The sequence below is a fragment of the Pseudomonas sp. zfem005 genome (assembly GCF_032621735.1).
Classification (GTDB): domain Bacteria; phylum Pseudomonadota; class Gammaproteobacteria; order Pseudomonadales; family Pseudomonadaceae; genus Metapseudomonas; species Metapseudomonas solani.
This window is the reverse complement of the sequence record NZ_JAVYJE010000007.1, coordinates 391,984-412,074: the sequence shown is the minus strand read 5'-3', so window position 1 is coordinate 412,074 and position 20,091 is coordinate 391,984. Positions and strand designations below refer to the sequence as shown.

14 protein-coding genes and 1 riboswitch are annotated in these 20,091 nt (G+C 68.8%); of the genes, 4 read left to right on the top strand and 10 right to left on the bottom strand.

Annotation, left to right across the window (positions count from 1 at the left end):
• The first annotated feature begins 33 nt into the window (after positions 1 to 33).
• From RTW82_RS17970 to RTW82_RS17960, 3 genes are all read left to right on the top strand, one after another.
• A complete protein-coding gene (locus tag RTW82_RS17970) occupies positions 34 to 1,764 on the top strand; it encodes an autotransporter assembly complex protein TamA (RefSeq protein ID WP_316925897.1) in 1,731 nt (576 codons plus the stop codon).
• Positions 1,761 to 5,408: a translocation/assembly module TamB domain-containing protein gene (locus RTW82_RS17965; RefSeq protein WP_316925896.1), complete on the top strand. Its 3,648-nt coding sequence runs from the start codon at positions 1,761 to 1,763 to the stop codon at positions 5,406 to 5,408. The genes RTW82_RS17970 and RTW82_RS17965 overlap by 4 nt, the downstream gene beginning before the upstream one ends.
• Positions 5,409 to 5,754: 346 nt before the next feature.
• Complete coding sequence (locus RTW82_RS17960; RefSeq protein WP_021218087.1) at positions 5,755 to 5,943, top strand: YjfB family protein; 189 nt, start codon at positions 5,755 to 5,757, stop codon at positions 5,941 to 5,943.
• A gap of 37 nt (positions 5,944 to 5,980) precedes the next feature.
• Here RTW82_RS17960 and RTW82_RS17955 read toward each other — a convergent pair whose 3' ends face one another.
• The 9 genes from RTW82_RS17955 to RTW82_RS17915 all read right to left on the bottom strand — a co-directional run bounded on the left by RTW82_RS17955 (position 5,981) and on the right by RTW82_RS17915 (position 17,725).
• A complete protein-coding gene (locus tag RTW82_RS17955) occupies positions 5,981 to 7,465 on the bottom strand; it encodes a sensor domain-containing diguanylate cyclase (protein ID WP_021218086.1) in 1,485 nt (494 codons plus the stop codon).
• A 79-nt stretch (positions 7,466 to 7,544) separates the two neighbouring features.
• Positions 7,545 to 8,372, bottom strand: a complete 828-nt coding sequence (locus RTW82_RS17950; RefSeq protein ID WP_021218085.1) for a DUF4824 family protein — start codon at positions 8,370 to 8,372, stop codon at positions 7,545 to 7,547.
• Positions 8,369 to 9,442, bottom strand: a complete 1,074-nt coding sequence (locus tag RTW82_RS17945) for a DUF2157 domain-containing protein (RefSeq protein ID WP_316925895.1) — start codon at positions 9,440 to 9,442, stop codon at positions 8,369 to 8,371. Before RTW82_RS17945 ends, RTW82_RS17950 begins: the two co-directional genes overlap by 4 nt.
• A gap of 235 nt (positions 9,443 to 9,677) precedes the next feature.
• Complete coding sequence (gene uca, locus RTW82_RS17940) at positions 9,678 to 13,319, bottom strand: urea carboxylase (protein ID WP_316925894.1); 3,642 nt, start codon at positions 13,317 to 13,319, stop codon at positions 9,678 to 9,680.
• Positions 13,320 to 13,552: 233 nt separating this feature from the next.
• Positions 13,553 to 14,188: an urea amidolyase associated protein UAAP2 gene (locus RTW82_RS17935; protein WP_316925893.1), complete on the bottom strand. Its 636-nt coding sequence runs from the start codon at positions 14,186 to 14,188 to the stop codon at positions 13,553 to 13,555.
• Between the two features lie 10 nt (positions 14,189 to 14,198).
• Positions 14,199 to 14,927, bottom strand: coding sequence for an urea amidolyase associated protein UAAP1 (locus tag RTW82_RS17930; RefSeq protein ID WP_263401916.1), 729 nt, complete (start codon positions 14,925 to 14,927; stop codon positions 14,199 to 14,201).
• A gap of 13 nt (positions 14,928 to 14,940) precedes the next feature.
• Positions 14,941 to 15,741 (bottom strand): ABC transporter ATP-binding protein, encoded by an 801-nt coding sequence (locus tag RTW82_RS17925; protein ID WP_316925892.1) that lies wholly within the window; start codon positions 15,739 to 15,741, stop codon positions 14,941 to 14,943.
• A complete protein-coding gene (locus RTW82_RS17920) occupies positions 15,738 to 16,553 on the bottom strand; it encodes an ABC transporter permease (RefSeq protein ID WP_316925891.1) in 816 nt (271 codons plus the stop codon). The genes RTW82_RS17925 and RTW82_RS17920 overlap by 4 nt, the downstream gene beginning before the upstream one ends.
• A 104-nt stretch (positions 16,554 to 16,657) precedes the next feature.
• Positions 16,658 to 17,725, bottom strand: a complete 1,068-nt coding sequence (locus RTW82_RS17915) for a putative urea ABC transporter substrate-binding protein (protein WP_316925890.1) — start codon at positions 17,723 to 17,725, stop codon at positions 16,658 to 16,660.
• Positions 17,726 to 17,791: 66 nt separating this feature from the next.
• A riboswitch (guanidine-I (ykkC/yxkD leader) is annotated at positions 17,792 to 17,891 on the bottom strand.
• A gap of 320 nt (positions 17,892 to 18,211) precedes the next feature.
• Between RTW82_RS17915 and RTW82_RS17910 the strand changes: the two genes are divergently transcribed.
• Positions 18,212 to 18,748 carry a hypothetical protein gene (locus RTW82_RS17910; protein ID WP_031287252.1) on the top strand — a complete coding sequence of 179 codons (537 nt, stop codon included), beginning with the start codon at positions 18,212 to 18,214 and terminating at the stop codon, positions 18,746 to 18,748.
• A 386-nt stretch (positions 18,749 to 19,134) separates the two neighbouring features.
• Here the strand turns inward: RTW82_RS17910 and RTW82_RS17905 are convergent, their stop codons facing one another.
• A complete protein-coding gene (locus RTW82_RS17905) occupies positions 19,135 to 20,040 on the bottom strand; it encodes a LysR family transcriptional regulator (protein WP_021218076.1) in 906 nt (301 codons plus the stop codon).
• Positions 20,041 to 20,091 lie beyond the last annotated feature (51 nt).

Below are 20,091 nucleotides of genomic sequence, written 5' to 3'. Positions count from 1 at the left end.
AGACTGTAGGCAACACGTGCTAGCATCCCGCGAATGAATTGGTGCCAAGGATTGCGTGGGCTACTCGCGCTCGGATTGTCGTGTCTCTGTTCGACCGCGCTGGCCAAGGCCTCGCTGGACGTCAAGGTGACCCCCGCCAATGCTGCCCTGAAGGCCAATATCGAGGCCTTCATCGGCAGCCTTGGCGACCGTGATGAAACCGCCCTGCGGCGTTATCGCCGTGCCGCGGAGGACCAGGCGCAGCAAGCTGCCCAGGCCCTCGGCTACTACCAGGCGGAGATCGACAGCCGTGTACTTCCCGGCAACGACCCCAAGCTGCAGCTGGAGGTCGTGCCCGGGGAACCCGTGCGCCTGCGCAACGTGCAGGTGCGCATCGAAGGCGAAGCGGGCGTCCTCAAGGCGTTCCGCGTGCCCCAGAGCAAGGCGCTGCAGCCCGGCCAGCCGCTCAACCACGGCGCCTATGAAGACGCCAAGAAGCTCATCCAGAATCAGGCCCTGCGCTACGGCTTCTTCGATGGCAAGTTCCTCTCCCAGCGCCTCGACATCGACCCCCGCGCCGGCATCGCCGACATCGACCTGGTGTACGCCAGCGGCCCGCGCTACGACCTGGGTCGGGTCAGCTTCCAGGGCGATACCCCTTTCGACGAGGCGCTGCTCGCGCGCCTGGTGCCCTTCGCCGCCAACACCCCCTACGACGCCGACCTGGTGGCCAAGCTCAACCAGAACCTCCAGGCCAGCGGCTACTTCGACGAGGTGCGGGTGGATGCCCTGCCCGACCCGGGGGAGGGCCGGCGGATACCGGTCAAGGTCCAGCTCAGCGCGGTGAAGCCGCGCACCATGGGGCTGGGCGTCGGCTTCTCCACCGACGTCGGGCCGCGCGCGCGGGCCAACTGGACGCGCCACTGGGTCAACCCCCAGGGCCATCGCCTGGGCGCCGAGACCGAAGTCTCCGCGTCGCGGCAGAACGTCGGCGCCTGGTACGAGATTCCCCTCGACCCGCCGCTGACCGACAGCCTGCGTTTTACCAGCGGCTTCCAGCGCGAACAGCTGGTGGACGTCGAGAGCCGCCGCTTCACCCTCGGCACCCAGTGGCAATCGAAGCTGCCGGACGACTGGCAGCGGGTCGTCTCCCTGCGCTGGGAGCAGGAGAGCTATGACTTCGGCGACGGCAGCCCGGACGGGCGCAGCAGCTTCCTCATCCCCGGCATCGGCTACAGCGTCACCCGCAGCGACAACCGTCTCGACCCCAGCCAGGGCTACCACCTGCAGGTGGACCTGCGCGCGGCCAAGGAGGGCATCCTCTCCGACGCCGACATGACCTACGCCAGCGCCCTGGCCAAGGGGCTCTACACCCTGCCCGGCGGGCACCGGGTGCTGGCCCGGGCCCAGGTCGGCGGCATCGCCACCACCGACTTCAGCGCCATCCCGCCGTCGCTGCGCTTCTTCGCCGGTGGCGACCAGAGCGTGCGCGGCTATGACTACCAGACCCTGTCCCCCGAGGACCGCCAGGGCAACAAGGTCGGCGGCCGCTACCTGGTGGTGGGCAGCGCCGAATACCAGTACCCGGTGGCCGAGCGCTGGCGCATCGCCGCCTTCGTCGACCGCGGCAACGCCATGGACTCGCTCAATGCGGCGATGAAGACAGGCGCCGGCATCGGCGTGCGCTGGGTGTCGCCGGTGGGGCCGATCCGCCTCGACTTGGCCAAGGCGCTGGACGACCCCGGCGGCTTCCGCATCCACTTCTCCATGGGCCCCGAACTGTGAGGCGCGGGCTCCGGCTCGGCCTGTTCGCGGTGGCCGGCGTGCTGGTCCTGGTGCTGGCGGGTGTCGGTGCGCTGCTGTTCAGCGAAGCCGGCGGGCGCTGGCTGCTGGCGCGGGTGCCGGGCCTCACCGTGGAAGGTTTCAGCGGCACGCTCGGTGGGCGCTGGAGTGCCGAGCGCCTGGCCTGGCAGCAGGACGGCGACAGCCTGTCGATCACCGCGCCGGTGCTGGAATGGTCGCCAGGCTGCCTGCTGCAGCTGACCCTGTGCATCGACACGCTGACGGCCGACGACGTTGCCCTGAGCCTGGCCCCGGGCGGTGAGACCTCTGATGAGCCGCTGCAACTGCCGGCCCTCGAGCTGCCCCTGGCGATCCGCCTGGGCGAGGTGCGCGTGCAGCGCTTCGAGCTGGACGGCAGCGAACAGCTCAGCGGCCTGCACCTGCGCGCCCAATGGCTGGGCGACGGCCTGCATATAGACGAAGCCAGCCTGCGCCACGGCGACCTGGCCCTGGCACTCCAGGGCACCCTGCAACCCCGTGACGGCTGGCCGCTCAAGGCCAGTGGCAGCCTGCAATTGCCCGCCGTCGAGGGCCAGCCCTGGTCCCTGGCCCTGGAGGCGAAAGGCGACCTGCAAGGCACCCTCGTGGCGCGTGCGACCAGCAGCGGCTACCTGGCCGCCACCCTCGACGGCCAGTTGCAGCCCCTGGCGCCGCACCTGCCCGCCAGCGCGCGCATCCGCGCCGCCGCCTTCAAAGCCCAGGCCGGGCTGCCGGACACCCTCACCCTGCAACGCGTGGAGCTGGACGCCAAAGGCGATCTGCAACAGGGCTATGCCGTGCAGGGCCGCGCCAACCTGCCGGGGCAGGGCGGTGACGTCGCTCTCGACCTGGCCGGCAAGGTCACCGCCGCCGGGGCCGAGATCCAGCGCCTGCTGCTCAGCGCCGCCGCCGAACAGAGCGTGCAGCTACAGGGGCGCATCGACTGGCAGCAGGCCCTGGCCATCGACGCCCAGCTCGCCTGGCGCGACTTCCCCTGGCAGCGCCTCTACCCCCAGGAGCAGGAGCCGCCCGTGGCGCTGCAACGCCTGGACGGCGAGGTGCATTTCAGCGAGGGCCGCTACCAGGGCCGCTTCGACGCCGCGCTCAAGGGGCCGGAAGGCGACTTCAGCCTGGCCAGCCCGCTGCAGGGCGACCTGGCCCGCGTCGAGCTGCCCGACCTGCAGGTAACGGCCGGGCAGGGCAAGGCCCGTGGCCGCCTGCAGCTGGGCTTCGCCGACGGTGTCGACTGGGACAGTGAACTGACCCTGAGCGACCTCGACCCGGCCTACTGGCTGGCCGAATTGCCGGGCCGCCTGGCCGGCACCCTGGCGAGCAAGGGCAGCTTCCGCCAGCAGCTCGAACTCAAGGCCGATCTCGATCTCAAGGGCCAGCTGCGCGGCCAGCCGGCGCTGCTCAAGGCCGTGGCCGAGGGCGCCGGGCAGCGCTGGGACCTGGATCAGCTGCAGGTCCGCCTGGGCGACAACCGCATCGATGGCAAAGGCCGCCTCGACCAGCGCCTGGACGGCCAGCTGGACATCGCCTTGGGCCGCCTGGGCCAGCTCTGGCCCGGCCTGTTTGGCGGGCTCACCGGCAAGCTGGTGGTGGCCGGCAGCGCCGACGCACCCCAGGGGCAGCTGGACCTCAAGGGCGATCGCCTGGGCATGGGCGACCAGCGCCTGCGCCAGCTGACCCTGCAGGCGCGGCTGGATGCACGGCAGAACGGCACCCTGCAGCTGGACGCCAGCCAGCTCCAGGCCGGCGACAAGGCCCTGGGCGACCTCAGCCTCAAGGCCTCGGGCGACAAGCAGCGGCAGCAGCTGGAAACGCGCCTGCAAGGCCCCTTGCTCGACCTGCAGCTGGCCCTCGACGGCCTGCTGGACAAAGGCGACTGGCGCGGTCGCCTGAGCCGTGGCGAACTGCAAAGCGGCGGCCAGGACTGGCGCCTGGAGCAACCCGCGAAGCTGCAACGTCTGGCCGACGGTCGCCTGGAACTGGGCGCCCATTGCTGGCGCTCCGGCCCCGCCAGCCTCTGTGGCGGCGACCAGCGCCTGCTGCCCGAACCGAAGCTCGACTACCGCCTGCGCGACTTCCCCCTCGATAGCCTGGCCGAATGGCTGCCGGACGATTTCGCCTGGCACGGCACGCTCGACGGCGATGTGCAGCTCGAACTGCCCGCGCGCGGCCCCAGCGGCCGCGTGCAGCTGGATGCCAGCAACGGCGTGCTGCGCCTGCGCGAGGAGGGCAAGGACGGCAAATGGGTCGACTTCCCCTACCAGGCCATGCGCCTGGAAAGCACCCTGCGCCCGCAGAGCATCGACAGTCGCCTGCTGTTCCAGGGCGAGCGCCTCGGCCGCTTGCAGGTCGACGCCCGGCTCGATCCGCGCCCGCTGCGCAAGCCGCTGTCCGGTGACTTCCGCCTTGAAGGGCTGGACCTCGCCGTGCTGCGCCCCTTCGTCGCCGGTGTCGAGGAGCTGGAAGGGCAGCTGGACGGTGCCGGCACCCTCGGCGGCACCCTTCTGGCGCCCAATGTGCTGGGCCAGGTGCGCCTGCACGGCGGCAAGCTGGCCGGCGGCGACCTGCCCACCCGCATCGAAGACCTGAACCTGGATGCCCGCATCGCCGGCGAGAGCCTGGAACTCAGCGGCGCCTGGCGCAGCGGCGAGAAAGGCAACGGCAACCTCTCCGGCACCCTGGCCTGGAGCCAGGGCCTGGACATGGACCTGGCGGTCCGCGGCAGTTCGCTGCCGGTGGTGGTGGAGCCCTACGCCAACCTGGAAGTGGACCCTGACCTGCGGGTGCGCATGGCCGACCAGCGCCTGGCACTCACCGGCAAGGTGCGGGTGCCCCGTGGCCAGATCAAGATCCGCGAGCTGCCGCCCCAGGCGGTCAAGGTGTCGCCGGACGCGCACCTGGTGGGCGAGCGGGAGGAGGAGCAGGCACCGCTGCAGCTGGCCATGGACATCGACGTCGAGGTGGGCCAGGAGCGCCTGTCGTTCAACGGCTTCGGCCTCACCGCCGACCTGGCCGGCCACCTCAAGGTGGGTGACAACCTGGCTGGGCGCGGCGAGCTCAACCTGAAGAACGGCCGCTACCGCGCCTATGGGCAGCGCCTCGACCTGCGCCGTGCGCGCCTGCTCTTCGCCGGGCCGCTGGACCAGCCCTACCTGGACGTGGAGGCGATCCGCAAGATCGGCGACGTCACCGCCGGCATCCGCCTCAACGGCCGTGCCGACGAACCCACCACCCAGGTCTTCTCCACCCCGGCCATGAGCCAGGAACAGGCGCTGTCCTACCTGGTGCTGGGCCGCCCGCTGGAGCGCGGCAGCGACGGCAACGCCCTGGGCCAGGCCGCGTTGGCGCTGGGCCTGTCCGGCAGCGCGCCGCTGACCAGCGAACTGGCGCAGAAGCTCGGCCTCAAGGACTTCCAGATCGGTGACGACGGCGCTACCGGCGTGCTCACCGACCGCCTCAGCATCCGCTACGGCCTCGGCGTGCTCGAACCCACCAGCGTCGTCGCCCTGCGCTACGAACTCACCAAACGCCTCTACATCGAAGCCGCCAGCGGCCTCGCCAGCTCCCTGGACCTGTTCTACAAGCGCGACTTCTGATGGGGCAGGGGACGTAGGGGCGAATTCATTCGCCCATGGGCAACGGAGCGGCCCTGTTGGTGAGCGAAGCGGAACTCTGCTCCAACTTTCTTCGCCCAGCGCACCGCCACGTGGTGCGCACGGGCTTCCGTAGGATGGCGTAGAGCGGAGCGAAACCCATGCGGATCGGCGCGGCCCATGATGGGTTTCGCCGGGCTCTACCCATCCTACGGTTCTGTGCCCTGGGGAGGGTCGTAGGCTGCCGCAAGCGCAACGGCGCGGGTTTCAGGCGACTGACGGTGCTTTTCAGGGGCGGCGATGGGCCTCAGAATCCATACCGAACCCACCTCTCCGGGAATCGAAACGCGTGGAAGTTTCCGCCGCCTCCATCTCCGACGCCAGCTCCGCCCAACTCGCCATGAAGGTGCAGGTCGCCGTGCTCAAGCAGTCGATGGACATTCAATCCCAGAGCGCCTTGGCGCTGCTGGAGGCGGTGCCATCGCCGGTTTCCAGCAACCCGCCGAACCTCGGCAACACCATCGACGTAATGGCCTGAGCCGCTGCTCTCGGCGTCCCCGATCCGTCCGCTTTCCTCAGTCGCCGTTACCCGGCTCGCTGCACACACGGTTGCGCCCTGACTGCTTGGCCCGATAAAGGGCGCGATCGGCGCGGGCGATCAGGCTGTGCAGGGTGTCGTCCGGGTGCATCTCGGCCAGGCCGATGCTCACCGTCACCTGCAATTCCTTGCCTTCGAACGGGTAGTGCTGCGCCTGCACCTGCTCGCGGATCTTCTCCGCCAGGAGGAAGGCCGTGGCGCTGCCGCTGTCCTTGAGCAGCAGGATGAACTCCTCGCCACCCCAGCGGCAGATGATGTCCGACTGGCGCAGGCCGGCCTTGAGGTTCTGCGCGAAGCCATGCAGCACATGGTCGCCGGCCAGGTGGCCATAGGTGTCGTTGAGCACCTTGAAGTGGTCGAGGTCCAGCAGCAGCGCCGTCAGCGGGCGCTGTTCGCGGCGGGCTTCCTGCAGCGCCTGGCCGGCGAGGATGTCGAAGCCGCGGCGGTTGGGCAGGTCGGTCAGCACGTCGGTGGTGGCCAGCGCGGCGATGCGCACCTGGTAGCGGCGCACCAGCAGGTTGAGCAGGGTGAGCACCACGGCAGTGACCACCAGGCAGATGAACAGGTTGAGGTAGAGCGTGTTGCGGATGTGCGAGAGGGCGCCGTCCTCGGCCTTGTCGACGAACAGGTACCAGTCCAGCTCGGGGATGAAGCGCACGTTCAGGTAGTGGCTGTCGCCCTGTTCATTCCAGGTGAAGTCGCCGCCCTGGGGGCGCGGCAGCTTGGCCACCAGGTCGCGCATGCCGTCGATATCCGCCAGGTTCTGCCCGACCGTGGCCCCCATCGGCCCGCCCTGGGCGCTGGTCAGCACCAGCTTGCCGGTGGTGTCGACGAAGTAGATGGAACGCTCGTAGCGCTCCTGGTAGGCGTCGATCAGCTTGACCACCGCATCCACCGTCAGGCCCACGCCGGTGGCGCCGATGAAGCGGCCGTCGTAGTCCAGCACCTTGTAGTTGATGAAGATGGTCATGCGGTCCTGGTTGGCCATGTCGACGTCGACATTGATCTCGTAGGGCTCCTTCATGTCGCGCACACGGTAGTACCAGACGTCGCGCTGCTCGTCCTCGCTCACCTTCTTCAGCACGCCCTTGGCCTGGTAGTAGGTCTGGGTGCGCTCGGAGATGTAGAAGCTGGTGAAGGCGCCGTAGTGCTCCTGCACTTCGCGCAGGTAGCGGGTCATCTGCCCCGGGTCCTGCTCGCCCTGCATGGCCCAGTCGCGCAGGAAGGTGTCGCGGCTCATCATCGAGGAGATGAGGATCGGCCGCACCAGGTCCTTCTGGATCTCGGAATAGACGTTGTCCGAGGTCAGCGGCAGCTCGGTGTTGACGATGCTGTCGCGGATCGACTCCAGAGAGGCGTAGTAGCTCACCAGCGAAGTGACGAGAAAGCCGCTGGCAAGCAGCAGCACGAGCAACACCACCAGCAGGTGCTGGGTCTTTCTGGAGCGTGGGCTGGAAGGCATCGGGCGAGGAGGTCCCTGGTCAAGTGGCACTATGCTAGCCACTCGTCAGGGCGGCGTCACGGGGGATATGCCCGGCATTTCAGCCTTTGGGCACCACCACCTCGCTGATCCAGGGCTCCAGGCGCTTGCCGTAATTCAGTTGCAGTTCCAGCGGCCCGTTGGGCGGCATGTAGGCGCTGTCGCGCAACTGGCTGTCCAGCGCCTCACGCCAGTGGAGGGGCACCTGCACGGCCGGCACCGCGAGCCGCGAAATCTCGCCCACCATGCGCGTCTTGCCGTCGTCGGTGCGCAGCCAGACATAGACTTCGCCACGCACCACCGCCTGTCGCTGGCGGTCGGGGTGGCGTGCACGCAGGGCTTCGGCGTCCAGGCCGACGTCGACCACGAACAGGCGGCTGGCGGTATCACGTTCCTGCTCCAGCGCCTTGCGGGCGTCCGACTCGCGCTCCTTGCGTTCACTGTCGCCCGGGTCGCGGGCCAGGGCCTCGGTGGCCTTTCGCAGCCGCTGTTCGGCGCGCTGCAGCGCCTGCTGCCGGGCCGGGCCGTCCAGTTCCAGCACCAGGAAGGCTTCATGGGTGTTCAGGTCGATTTCATTGGCGGCCGGGTCATAGGGCGGGAAGCCGAGCTCCACCAGGCGGTCGTTCTCCAGCCATTCACCCCGGTATGGCTCGTCCTCGTCGTTGAGCGGCAGTACGCGCCAGTCCAGCCTCAGGGCCAGGGCGCTGTTTTCATCGCTGCCCCAGCCGAAGCTGGTGTAGTCGCGGTGCACTTCCCGTTCGCTCAGGCGCAGGCTGCTGTCCGGCTCGCCGGAGCGGTTGTACCAGGCGCCGCCGAACACCACGGCATTGGTGGCCAGCACCAGGGCCAGGGCGGCGGGCAGGGCGTAGGTGCGGTCGAAGAGCTTCATGGGCGTTCCTCCCCATTGAGCCAGCTGCGGCGCAGGCGGCCCAGCACCAGCAGGATGAGCACGGCGATCAGGCCGAGCAGCAGGAAGAACAGGTATTTGGGCATCAGCTCCCACCACCAGTCGAAGAGCTTGGTGTAGAGGAAGATGATGAAGAAGGTCAGGGCGCCGTTGGCCACTTCGGGCCAGTCGCGGCGGGTGCCCAGCCAGATGCCCAGGGCCGCGAGCACGAAGCCGGCCAGCTGGTAGCCGCCCTCGATCAGGTCGTGGCTGCCGGGCAGGTAGCTGCCGCTGCCCCAGTTGGCGAGGATCAGCAGGGTGAGGAACAGGGTGATCAGCCCCACCAGGCGGTAGGTGGCGGCGAAGCCGGCGTAGCCCGCCTGGGAGATGAACTGCGGGATCAGGAACACCCCCAGCGCGGCCGGGATGAAGTTTTCCGGGCGCTCGCCCACCTGCAGCCAGTAGCAGCCGCCCCAGCTGCCGACTCGTGCCGAGACGAAGCCCATCAGGCAGATCAGCCCGGCCACCAGCAGCAGGCGTGCGTCACAGCCATAGGCCAGCAGCAGGGCGAAGGCACCCCAGGCGAGGAAGGCACGGTCGGAGGGGGTGATGTTGAAGATCTGCCCGAGCATCACCAGGTTCAGCACGAAGGCGACGAAGGTGAGCATCGCCGCCAGCTTGCTGAAATAGCCGGACGGGTCGCGGCGGCGCACCTGCCAGGTCAGCGCCAGGCCGAGCAGCGGCGCGCCGCCCAGGATCAGCACCTGCGCGCTTTCCGGCAGCAGGCCCCAGAACTGGTAGAAGAAGAACAGCAGGCTGGCGCCCAGGGCCAGTGCGCCCAGCAGCGAGGCGATGCGCATGCTCAGGGACAGGCGGCGGGTCTGCTTGTCGGAGTCGATATCGAAGCGGTCGTGGAAGTCGGCCAGTACCCGGCGATGGTGCTCGCCCAGGCGCGCCATCTGCGCGTCGTCCAGGGGCAGTGCCTGCTCCTGGCGCAGGCGTTCCGCTTCACGCTGGAAGGCCTGGATGTCGTCAGCGCGTTGCTGCGCCTGGTCGCGGTTTTGCGGCTGCATGGCGGGTCCTTTTGCGTGCGTTGCCGCCTCGCACTCTAGAACCGTCGCGGGGGATGGGCAATGCGCAGCGTGCGGGCGCGCGATGCAGGTCGCTTTATGGCACCGGGCACAGCCTTGTAGGAGCGGCTTCAGCCGCGAAAGACCCGCCGCCGGCACCGTGCTGCGAGCGGCCGGATGATCCATCGCGAATGAATTCGCTTCCACAAAATGGAGAGGGGCGTGCCGTGTGTGGCCCCTACGCCTCTTCCATCACCACCACCCGCTGCCCGGCGCGCACCGGGGAACCGGGTTGCACGCGGACTTCGCGGACCACGCCGTCGCGGGGGGCGGTGAGGGGGATTTCCATCTTCATCGACTCCAGGATCACCAGCACGTCGCCCGCCTTCACGCTGGCGCCGGCCTCCACCTGCACCTGCCAGAGGTTGCCGGCGATATGGCTTTCGATGGCGTGCTGGCCGGCGTCCAGCGGGGCGTCCTCGCCCAGCTCCGGCGCCGGGTCCTCGCTGTCGAAATGCGCCTGGCCGGAGGCGATCCAGCGCTCGCGCTCGGCATTGAACGCCGCCTGCTGCTGGGCGCGGAAGGCGGCGATGCCCTCGGCCTCGGTGGCGAGGAAGGCCTGGTAGTCCACCAGACGCAGCTCGCTGTGCTCGATGCGCAGCGGGAAGCGGCCCAGGGGGAAGTCGCGGCGGATGCGCAGCAGCTCCTCGGCACTCACCGGGTAGAAGCGGATCTGGTCGAAGAAGCGCAGCAGCCAGGGCTTGCCGTCGAAGGCGGCCACCTCGCGGTAGCGGTTCCACATCTGCAGGGTGCGGCCGACGAACTGGTAGCCGCCGGGGCCTTCCATGCCGTAGACGCACATGTAGGCGCCGCCGATGCCCACGGAATTCTCCGCCGTCCAGGTGCGTGCCGGGTTGTACTTGGTGGTCACCAGCCGGTGGCGCGGGTCCAGCGGGGTGGCCACCGGCGCGCCGAGGTAGACGTCGCCCAGGCCCATCACCAGGTAGCGGGCGTCGAACACGGTGCGCTGCACCTCGTCGAGGTTGGGCAGGTCGTTGATGCGGCGGATGAACTCCAGGTTGCTCGGGCACCAGGGCGCGTCCTTGCGCACGGTGGTCATGTACTTCTCGATGGCCAGCTGGCAGGCCGGGTCGTCCCAGGACAGCGGCAGGTGGACGATGCGCGACGGCACGGTGAGATCGCCAGCGGCGCAGACGCCGTCCCAGAGCCCCGCGACCACTTGCAGCAGGCGTTCCATGGGCAGGGTTTCCGGCTGGTAGTGCACCTGCAGCGAGCGGATGCCGGGGGTGAGGTCGATGACGCCTTGCAGCGCCTCGGCCTCCAGCGCCTGCATCAGCGCGTGGCCCCGGAAGCGCAGCACCAGGTCCAGCTCCGCCGCGCCGATCTCCAGCAGCAGGTGGGTATCACCGGAGAGGCGGGCCACCAGGCGTGTGGCGTCCTGGCCGAGGTCGAGGACGATGGGGCTCGACAGCTCGGTCGCACCTCTAGGCGCAGATTCATCCGCGATTTCACGGCCGCCTGTGTCGCGAATGAATTCGCTCCCACGGAGGGTGGTGCATTCGCGGTCACCTGCCTTGGCCAGCTCCCGCGCCGTGGCGATATCCACCGGCTCGAAGCGCACCTTGTCGCCGGCCTTGAGCTGGCCGAGCTGCCAGAGGTCGGCCTCGATCACCGTCACCGGGCAGACGAAGCCGCCGAGGCTGGGGCCGTCCGGACCAAGAATCACCGGCATGTCGCCGGTGAAGTCCACCGCGCCTATGGCGTAGGGGTTGTCGTGGATGTTGGAGGGGTGCAGGCCGGCCTCGCCGCCGCTCTCGCGCACCCACTCCGGCTTCGGGCCGATCAGGCGCACGCCGGTGCGGCTGGAGTTGAAGTGCACTTCCCAGGCGGTGGCGAAGAAGGTCTCGATAGAGGCCGGGGTGAAGTATTCCGGCGCGCCGTGGGGGCCATAGATCACGCGGAGGCGGCGCAGCGCCGGCAGCGGCGGGCACAGCTCGGCGGGCAGGCTGGCGCCGGCTGCGTGATCGACCAGGGGCAGCAGGTGCAGCACGTCGCCAGCGCGCAGGGCACGACCGCCATGGCCGCCGAACTGGCCGAGGGTGAAGGTGCTCTTGCTGCCCAGGTAGTCCGGTAGCTGCAGGCCGCCGCGCAGGCACAGGTAGCTGCGCGCACCGGCGCCGGCGATGGTGCCGAGGGCGAGGGTGGAACCAGCGGGCACCAGCAGGGCGGTGTCCAATGGCTGCGGCTGGCCGTCGAGGCTGAGCGGGACGGGTGCGCCGGTGACGGCCACCACCGCGTCGGTGTTGAAGCGCAGGCTGGGGCCGCTCATTGTGATTTCCAGTGCGGCGGCGCCTTCCTCGTTACCCAGCAGGCGGTTGCCCAGGCGCAGGGCGCGGCTGTCCATGGGGCCGGACGGCGGCACGCCCACGGCCCAGTAGCCGAGGCGGCCGGGGTAGTCCTGCACCGTGGTCTGGGTGCCGGCGCCGAGCACCTCGAAGGTGTGGGCGCGGTAGGCGAGGTTCTCCAGGCAGCGGGTCCAGGGCTGGCCGCTGGCGAAGGGCGCGTCGATCAGGATCTGCCGCAGGTAGTCGCGGTTGCTTTCCACGCCGTAGAGCAGCGAGCCGGCCAGGGCGCGATCGAGGGCGGCGCTGGCCTCATCGCGGGTCGGCGCCCAGGTGATGAGCTTGGCGATCATCGGGTCGAAGTAGGGCGGGATCTCGCAGCCGGCTTCCACCCAGGTGTCGATGCGCAGGGCGCGGCCGTCTGCCTCGGGGAAGCGCACGGCGGTGAGCAGGCCGGGGCTGGGCTGGAAGTCGCGGCCCGGGTCCTCGGCGTAGAGGCGCGCCTGGATGGCGTGGCCGCTGGGCGCAAGGCCGCGGGCCAGCTCGGCGAGCGGGGGCAGGGTGCCGGCGGCCAGCTCGACCATCCAGCGCACCAGGTCGACGCCCCAGACCTGTTCGGTGACGCCGTGTTCCACCTGCAGGCGGGTGTTCACTTCGAGGAAGTAGAAGCGCTCGGCCTCGCTGTCGTAGACGAACTCCACGGTGCCGGCGCTGCGGTAGCTGACCGCCTTGGCCAGCTGGATGGCGGCGGCGCAAAGGTCCTCGGCCATGCCGGCGGGCAGGTTGGGCGCGGGGGTTTCCTCCAGCACCTTCTGGTTGCGCCGCTGCACCGAGCAGTCGCGCACGCCGAGGGCGATCACCTCGCCCCGGCCGTCGCCGAACACCTGCACTTCCAGGTGGCGGGCGCGCTGGATGTACTTCTCGATGAACACCCCGGCGTCGCTGAAGTTGTTCTGCCCCAGGCGCTTCACCGCGTCGAAGGCCTCGCTCAGCTCGCTGGCCGAGCGGCACACGCGCATGCCGATGCCGCCGCCGCCGGCGGTGCTCTTCAGCATCACCGGGTAGCCCACCTGTTCACCGGCCACCAGCGCCGCGTCGAGGCTTTCCAGCAGCTCGGTGCCTTCCAGCATGGGCACGCCCTGGGCCTTGGCCAGGGCGCGGGCGGTGTGCTTGAGGCCGAACACCCGCAGCTGCTGCGGCGTCGGCCCGACGAAGGCGATGCCGGCCGCCTCGCAGGCTTCGGCGAAGGCGGCGTTCTCGGAGAGGAAGCCATAGCCGGGGTGGATCGCCTGGGCGCCGCTGTCGCGGGCCACGGCGAGGATCTTCTCCACCACCAGGTAGGTGTTCGCAGCCGGGCCTTCGCCCAGGCTATGGGCCTCGTCGGCCTGCTGGATGTGCAGGCTGGCGATATCCGCTTCGGAGTACACGGCGACGCCGCGCACGTCGAGCTGGCGCAGGGTGCGGAGGATGCGGCAGGCGATGGCGCCGCGGTTGGCGATCAGCAATTTCTCGAACATGAGGTCGGCCTCATGGGTGGCGGGCCGTCCCGCCGGAATTGGGTCTGCGCCACGGTCGTCCGCGGAGCATCAGTTGGAAGCTGGAAGCCAGAAGCCAGAAGCCAGAAGCTAGAGCGTCGGCTCCGATTTTTTCGGCGGTGTTTGCAGGCATTGCCCTGAGCGGCTCTGGCACAGGCGGAACAGCCAGCGCCGAAAGGCTTCCTGCTTCCGGCTTCCCGCTTCCAGCTGCTCTTTCACTCCCATACCAACACCTGCGCCGGGGTGGGGTTGTAGCCGTTGCAGGGGTTGTTCAGCTGTGGGCAGTTGGAGATGAGGACGATGATGTCCATGTGCGCGACCAGCTCGACGTACTTGCCGGGGGCGGAGATGCCGTCTTCGAAGGTGAGGCCGCCTTCGGGGGTGACCGGCACGTTCATGAAGAAGTTGATGTTGGCGCTGATGTCGCGCTTGGCCAGGCGGCCGTCGTGCAGGCTGGCGCGCAGGAAGTTGTCGCGGCAGCTGTGCATGTAGCGGGTGTCCAGGGCGTAGCGCACGGTGTTGCTTTCCTGGGCGCAGGCGCCGCCGAGGGTGTCGTGGCGGCCGCAGGTGTCGGCGACGATGCTCAGCATGGGGTTGCCGAGGTTGGACCAGAGCACGCTGCCGGCGCTGAGGTAGACGCGGTTCTGCTTGCGCAGGGTGCGCTGCACGTCATAGCGCTCGCGGGGGTTCTGCGCACTGAAGAAGAGGGTGTCCACCGCCTGGTTGCCTTCGAGGTCGAGCAGGCGCAGGGTCTGGCCGGCCTTCACTTCGGTCATGAAGGGTTCGCCGGCGGCGATCACGGCGGTGTAGACGGCGGCTTCGGGGTGCTTGTCGCTGGGAGTGGGGTTCATCGGGCAGCCCTCAGATGTACAGACGTTCGGTGTTGTGGAAGCCGCGGCCGTTTTCCGGGCGCGAGGTGCGGCAGAGCACGCTGATGCCGTCGCTCTCGACCTTGTGCCAGCTCAGGTTCACCGGCTTCGGGGCGTAGACGGGGTCGGGGTCCATGGGGTGCTGCAGGGCGGTGAGCACCACCAGGCTGTCCATCGGCGCGTAGAGCTCGACGTAGTCGCCGGCTTTCGAGTGGCCGGGCTGGAAGTGGAAGCAGCCGTCGGCGTCCACCGTGACCTTGCTGAACAGGTTCAGGCACATGAGCAGGTCCTGCAGGTTCAGGTCCCACTTGCCCATCTCCACCAGCAGGTTGTCGACGCCGTTGCGGAAGAAGCCGTTGCGCAGTTCCTGGTAGCGGCCGGCGCCGTATTTCTCCTGCACTTCATTGGCGCTGAGTACGCCGCCGAAGCTGTCGTGCCAGCCGCAGCTGTCGGCGGTGATGGCGGCGAGCACGCGGCCCATGTCCGAGTACAGGCAGTGGCCGGCGGTGAGCTTGGCGGTGTGCTGGCACTTGAGGCTGTCCGGCAGGTTCAGGCGCTCGCTTTTCTCGGCGGCGTTGAACAGCAGCAGGCTGACGTTGGCGCCGCCCTCGATGTCGCTGATGCGCAGCAGCTGGCCGCGCTTGAGGACAAAGGAGGTGTGGCCGCCGCCGGGGACGGTTTCTTCATAAAGGGTGGGGCGCAGGGCCAGGGATGCGGTCATGGGCAGGCTCCTTTCAATGGGCCGGGGCGGGCTGCAGGGCACGGGTGACGCGCTCCGGCAGGGCTTCGACGGCGGCGCGCGCGGCGCGGCGGTCGCTGTTCAGGGGGATGTCGTAGGTGATGCGCGCGCCATAGGCGCCGGGCGCCTGCGGGTCGTGGCGGACCTTGTCGAAGACCATCAGCCGGGTGCCGAGGGTGAAGCCTTCGGCCAGGTCGTGGGTGACCATGAACACGGTCAGCCGGGTTTCCTGCCACAGGCCCAGCAGCAGCTCGTGCATGTCCTTGCGGATGCCCGGGTCGAGGGCGCCGAAGGGTTCGTCCAGCAGCAGCACGCGGGGCTTCATCACCAGGGCCTGGGCGATGGCCAGGCGCTGCTGCATGCCGCCGGAGAGCTGCGCGGGGTACTTGCCGAGGGCGTGGTCGAGGCCGACCTTCTCCAGCATCACGGCGGCCTGTTCACGGGCGGCGCGACGGGCACCGCCGAACAGGCGGCCGAACAGCGGCGCGCGGGGCAGCTCCAGGCCGAGGGCAACGTTGTCCAGCACCGTCAGGTGGGGGAACACCGAGTAGCGCTGGAACACCACGCCGCGGCTGGCATCGGGTTCGGCCACCAGGGGCTGGCCGTCCAGCAGCAGCTGGCCGCGGCTGGGCGTTTCCTGGCCCAGCAGCATGCGCAGGAAGGTGGACTTGCCGCAGCCCGAGGCACCGACCAGGGTGCAGAACTCGCCTTCGGCGACGCTCAGGCTGAGGTTCTCCAGCACCACCTGGTCGCCGTATTCCTGCCACAGGTTTTTCACTTCGATGAAGGCGCTCATGCTCTGGCTCCTTCGTACCAGGGGAAGGCCAGGCGGGTGAGCTGGCGCAGGCCCAGGTCCATCAGCCAGGCGAGCAGGGTGATCCACACCACGTAGGGCAGGATCACGTCCATGGCCAGGTAGCGGCGGACCAGGAAGATGCGGTAGCCGAGGCCGTCGGTGGAGGCGATGGCCTCGGCGGCGATGAGGAACAGCCAGGCCGAGCCCAGCACCAGGCGCAGGGAGATGAGCAGGCGCGGCAGCAGCTGCGGCAGCACCACGCGCAGGATCAGGGTCCAGGTGTTGGCGCCCAGGGTCTGCGCCTTGATCAACAGCTCGCGGGGGATCTCCCGGGCGCGCTGCTCCAGGTCGCGGGCGAGCACCGGGGTGATGCCGATGACGATGAGCATCACCTTGGACAGCTCGCCGAGGCCGAAGACGATGAACAGGATCGGCAGGATCGCCAGCGGCGGCACCATCGACAGCACCGTGAGCAGCGGCGACAGCGGCGCGCTGAACAGCGGCAGGGTGCCGGCGGCGATGCCCAGGCACAGGCCCAGCAGGGCAGCGATGCCGAGGCCGACGGCCAGGCGCTTGAGGCTGGAGGCGCTGTCCTGCCAGAACAGGTACTGACCGGAGCGCTTGTCTTCGGTGAGGGCCAGGCGCTGCACCGCATCGACCATCTGCGTGGCGCTGGGCAGCAGCTTGTCGTTGGGGTTTTCCGTGAGCCGCGCCGCCGACCCGGTGAAGTAGGCGAACAGCAGCAGGGCGAAGGGCAGCAGGATCAGCAGCAGCCTTCCTGCACGGTCCGGGTGGCGGTTGATCAGGCGCATGACGAGGTCTCGGTGATAGGGGGCGGGTAGGTTGGTGCCGAGGAACGAGGCCCAACGTTGGGCCGCGCTGCGCTTGGCACCAACCTACGGAACCGTGTCGGCGGTCAGAGCTTCCCTTCCGCGGCCATCTGCACGTAGGTCGGGTCGAAGCGCAGCTTGACGTTGGCCTTGTCGCCGGTGACCACGCCCTTGGCGAAGCTCATGCCCACCGCGTGGGCATCCTTGGCGCCTTCACCCAGCAGGCCGTGGGCGAAGGAGAAGGTGGCCACCTTGTCCATGGTCGCCGGCAGCTTCGGGCTGGTGACGAACTCCAGGGCCTCGGCCGGTGTGGCGAACAGGCGGGTGGCGTCCAGCTGGGCCTGGTAACCGGCCAGGTCGGTGCCCGAGGCCTTGGCCATGTGCATCAGTGCGGCGGTGCTCTCGGCGCTGCCGGCCTTCATCAGCGCGACGATCTCGAACCAGGCACCGGTCAGCGCCTTGCCCAGGGCCGGGTTGTCCTTCAGGGTCTCGGTGTTCACCACCATCATGTCCATGATCTCGCCGGGCACCTTGCTGGAGTCGAACACCAGGCTGGTGCCGGGCTTGGCCTTGATCTCGGCGAGCATCGGGTTCCAGGTGGTTACCGCCTGCACTTCGTCGGTGTCGAAGGCGGCGGCGATATCGGCATCGGAGGTGTTCACCACCTGCACGTCCTTCTCGGCCAGGTGGGCGCGCTCCAGGGCGCGGGCCAGCAGGTAGTGGGAGACGGACAGCTCCACCAGGTTCACCGGCAGGCCCTTGAGGTCGCCGAGGGTCTTGCCTTCACCCTTGAGCACGATGCCGTCGTTGCCATTGGAGAAGTCGCTGACGATCAGCGCGGTGCTGTCCACGCCGCCGGCAGCGGGGATGGTCAGGGCGTCCATGTTGGTCATGGTGCAGCCGTCGAACTGGCCGGCGGTGTACTGGTTGATCGACTCGACGTAGTCGTTGAGCTGGGTGACCTGGATGTCGATCCCGTACTTCTTCGCCCATTTGTCGACGATGCCCTGGTTGGCACCGTATTCCCATGGCATCCAGCCGGCATAGATGGTCCAGCAGACGTTGAAGCTGTCCTTCTGCGCTGCGTTGGAGTTGAAGCTGATGGCGGCGGCTAGGCCGGCAGCGAGTACGGCGAACAGACGGGGCTTGCGCATGGATGACCTCCAGTTCGGTTAGGGACAGCGGGAGCGGCGCGGCACTTCCCTGCATGCAGGGGCGCGTTCTCCCGGGCTTTTGTCCCGCCGTGTAACCTCGGAGGAGGTCGCCGGCTCTCGGACCAGCCACCCGCTTTCGCGAGCCGGAACCCTAGCCAGCCATTGCAAATTGTGGTGCCGCGGACCCCGGCTTCCACCGGGTTGCTCCTGCACGCCTGATCCTTAGCGAAGGCCGTGCCAACCCGGCGCGAGCCGCTGGCGGCGGGCGTTGTGGGGCAGGGCGGAGTGAATGCCAGCGCTGTAAAGGGGCGGGGCGTGCCCGTCTCTGGGGCGGGGCGCTTCATGCTGGTGCGCGGTAATAACTGGAAATGGATTTTGCCGACGGAGGGATGCACACCGGCCGTGTGAAACGGTGTCGAAGATTGTGGGAGAAATCCCGGGTGCCGACATTCGTTGGCGCCGTCCCAGCGGTCGAAGGAGGCCGCCATGTCCTATCGAACGATGTTGATCGCAGTACTGGGCCTGTCCCTGGGTGGTTGTGCCGTCTACGACTATGACGACGATTACCGTGGCTACCCGCGCAGCTATGGCGGCGGTGGCTATGTCGTGCAGCAGCCGGCCTATTACCAGGGTTCCCCGACCTATTACTACCGGACCGAGCGCATCTACCAGCCGCAGCGCTACTACCAGGTGCGCCCGCAGCCCTACCAGCCGCCGCGCCATGACCGCCGCTACGACGGGCGCAACGACCATCGCTACGACCGCCACGACGATCGCCATGACAACCGGCACGACTCGCGGCGCTGGGACAACCGCAACCCGCCGCGCCCGGACTGGAACGAGCGTCGCCACGACTACACCCCGCGCCTGCAGAACTGGGGCGGCAACCGCCCGCCGCAACAGGGCTGGAACCAGGGCGGCGGTCGCCCCAGCTACGCTGTGCCGCCGGCCTACCAGGTGCGCCCCCACGAAAACCCCATCCGCCCGCACCGCAGTGACTGGTCGCAGCAGAACCGTCGCTGACAAGCTTTCGTAGACCCATGCGAGGGCCGTGGCCTAAGGCGAGCGCTTCGATTCCGGTGTTTCGGTCAGCTCAAGCGCACTGAGATCTGAAACCTGGCTAGAGAGTTGGAGCGGCGACCAACGCCCCTCCAGGAGGCCGAACGCAGTCGTTGCGCCGGGGGACGAGCGGCATGGATGCCGCGAGAGGCGCGCCAGGCCATGGATGGCCCATCGCGCCGGCCCCCAGAGCGGCGATGGAGTGAGGGAACCCGACGCAGTCGGGCCGGATGATGGGGCAAGTTTTTTGGTTCCTTTTCAACGACTGGAAAAGGGACTCGCCCGGGTGGGCGAAACAGGAAACATCACCCAAGCTCGGTAAAGAGCTGAGCTCAAATCTGTTGGCAACGCTAATAGCCGGTAATGGGTTGGGCGTCTTCTTCCAGCAAGTACTCCACCATCGCCCGCGCAGCCGGTGACAGGCTGCGCCCGGCGTGGCTGACGATGCCATAGGCCGAGCGGGCGTCGAGGTTGTCCACCGGCAGCAGCACCGCCAGGCGGCCGGCCGCGACGTCTTCGGCCAGTACGTCCCAGGGCGCCATGCTGATCACCTCGCTGTCGGCCACCAGGGCCTTGAGCACCATGAAGTTGTCGCACTCGATGCCCAGCGGTTGCGCCTTGTTGTTCAACGCGCCGAGGGTGCGCGCCACCTCGACGGGCAGCTGGGTGCCGGCCAGCGGGTAGACGGCCAGGTCCTCGACCCGCAGGCGGGGTCGTTGCAGCAGCGGGTGGCTGGGGCGGCAGAAGAGGGTGCCGGCGTGGCGGCGCAGGGGCGTGATGTGCAGCAGCGGGTCGCCTTCGAACTCGCGTACGTCCGCCACGAACAGCTCGATGGCGTCCCCCAGCAATTGGCTGCGCAGGCTGTGCCAATCCTCGATGCGCAACTGCACCTGCACGCCCGGGTGGGCCCCGGCGAAGCGGCCCAGCGTGCGGGGCACCAGGCGCGCGGCGGGGTAGGGGCCGGCACCCAGGCGCAGTTCGCCGCTGTCGAGGTTCTCCAGTTGGGCCACGGCGCTGTGCAGGGCGCGGCGGCCGTCCAGCAGGCGCTGGGCGTGCTCCAGCACCAATCGGCCGTGGGCGGTGAGGGCGATCTGCCGGGGGCCGCGGTCCAGCAGGCTGCAGCCGAGGCTGGCCTCCAGGGCCTGGATGCTGCGGCTGAGGGCCGGCTGGCTGAGGTTGACGGCCTCCGCCGCACGGGCGAAGTGGCCGTGTTGTGCGAGGGCGACGAAGTGGCGGAGCTGGCGTAGGTCGTTCATGCGTATCCCGCATCGATTTCGGCAGAGGAATGCATTGGAATTATTGATCGG